The organism is Christensenella sp., from assembly GCF_034927525.1.
Classification (GTDB): Bacteria; Bacillota; Clostridia; order Christensenellales; family Christensenellaceae; genus Christensenella.
Window position 1 is genome coordinate 1 of record NZ_JAYFPU010000012.1, and the last position, 1,674, is coordinate 1,674.

Annotated in this window: 2 protein-coding genes; both read left to right on the forward strand. The window is 51.3% G+C overall.

Annotation, left to right across the window (positions count from 1 at the left end; all coding sequences use genetic code 11):
* On the forward strand, window positions 1–1,189 hold a 1,189-nt coding region (locus VB081_RS00465; RefSeq protein ID WP_323398904.1), incomplete at its 5' end, for a sugar ABC transporter ATP-binding protein.
* A gap of 20 nt (window positions 1,190–1,209) precedes the next feature.
* Window positions 1,210–1,674, forward strand: a 465-nt coding sequence (locus VB081_RS00470; protein ID WP_442872689.1) for an ABC transporter permease, incomplete at its 3' end; no start/stop codon positions are given.

Sequence of the window (1,674 nt, forward strand, 5' to 3'; positions counted from 1 at the left end):
CATGTTTCTCGGAAGAGAGATCGTGCGTCGCGGCGTTTTGCAGCAAAAGGAAATGAACGTAAAGGCGGCGGAATGGCTTGAGAACGTGGGGGTGAAACTAAACCCCAAACGTGCGATGAACAGCCTGATGGTATCGGAGCAGCAGATGGTAGAGATCGCAAAGGCGGTATCGTACGATGCGAGCGTCATCGTGATGGACGAACCGACTTCGGCCATCACGGACAGGGAGGTAGAAAACCTGTTCCGCGTGATCAATGAGCTCAAGGCGAAGGGCGTAGCCATTATCTATATCTCGCACAAAATGGACGAGATACTGAAGATCAGCGACCGCGTGACCGTATTCCGCGATGGATGTATGGTGGATACGTTTGAGTCGAGCAAGGTGGATATCGACCAGATCATCGTCGCTATGGTAGGGCGCAAGCTGACAGATGTGTTCCCCGTGCGGGAGACAAAAGCCGGCGAAGAAATGCTGCGCGTCGAGGGACTGACAAGAAACGGCGTTTTTGAAAACATTTCGTTCACGGTGCGCCGTGGCGAGGTGGTAGGCTTTGCGGGACTGATGGGAAGCGGACGCACAGAAACTATGCGCTGCATCTATGGTCTTGATAAGCTGGACAACGGAAAGGTCTTTATCAAAGGACAGGAAACGGTCATCCGCACGCCAAAGGATGCGATCGCAAACGGCATTGGTCTGGTGAATGAAGACCGCAAGGGCGTCGGGCTGGTGCTCCCGCTTTCGGTAAAGCATAACCTGACACTTTCCAATGTGAACAAGTACTTTAAGTCGCCGGTCATAAACGGCAAAAAGGAAAACACGCTCGCGGATAAAATGATCAGTGAACTGACGATCAAAACACCGACCAGAAACCAGGCGGTGGGAAATCTGTCCGGCGGGAACCAGCAAAAGGTCGTATTGGGCAAAATATTGCTGGACGAATCGGACATCCTCATCATGGACGAACCGACGCGCGGCATCGATATCGGTGCAAAAGCGGAAATTTATCAGCTGATCAACAAACTTGCACAGCAGGGAAAAGCGGTCGTGGTGGTTTCCTCGGAAATGCCTGAGCTGATCGGGCTTTCAGACAGGATCGTCGTGATGCATGAGGGAAAAGTGACGGGCGAGATCACCAACAAAGAAGAAATCAAACAAGAAAAAATCATGGAATATGTTATTGCTCAATAAACCGGGGGAGGAAGAAAAAGATGGTTAGTAAAAGCAATCAGCTGGAATCCAACAGGGGGATGACAGCAAAAGAAATCTTTGTAAAATATGGCATTGTATTTGCACTTATCATTCTGATCGTTGTGCTTTCGATCGCGTCGGACAAATTCTTTGTGCCGACCAATCTGATCACGATTTTAACGCAGACGTCCATCAACGCGCTGCTCGCGATCGGCATGACATTTGTAATCTTAACGGGCGGTATCGACTTATCGGTCGGCTCCATCCTCGCCGTGTCCGGCGTTGTATTTGCAACATTCGCAAAGCAGCAGGACGGCGTGCAGATGTTTCCGACTATCGTTCCGATCGTAATGGCATGCTTAACAGGCCTTGCCTTCGGCGCTTTTAACGGCGTGATCGTTGCAAAAGCAAAAGTCGCCCCGTTTATCGTGACGCTGGGCACGCTCACGATTGCACGCGGCGCGGCGCTGCTTTTGTCGGACGGC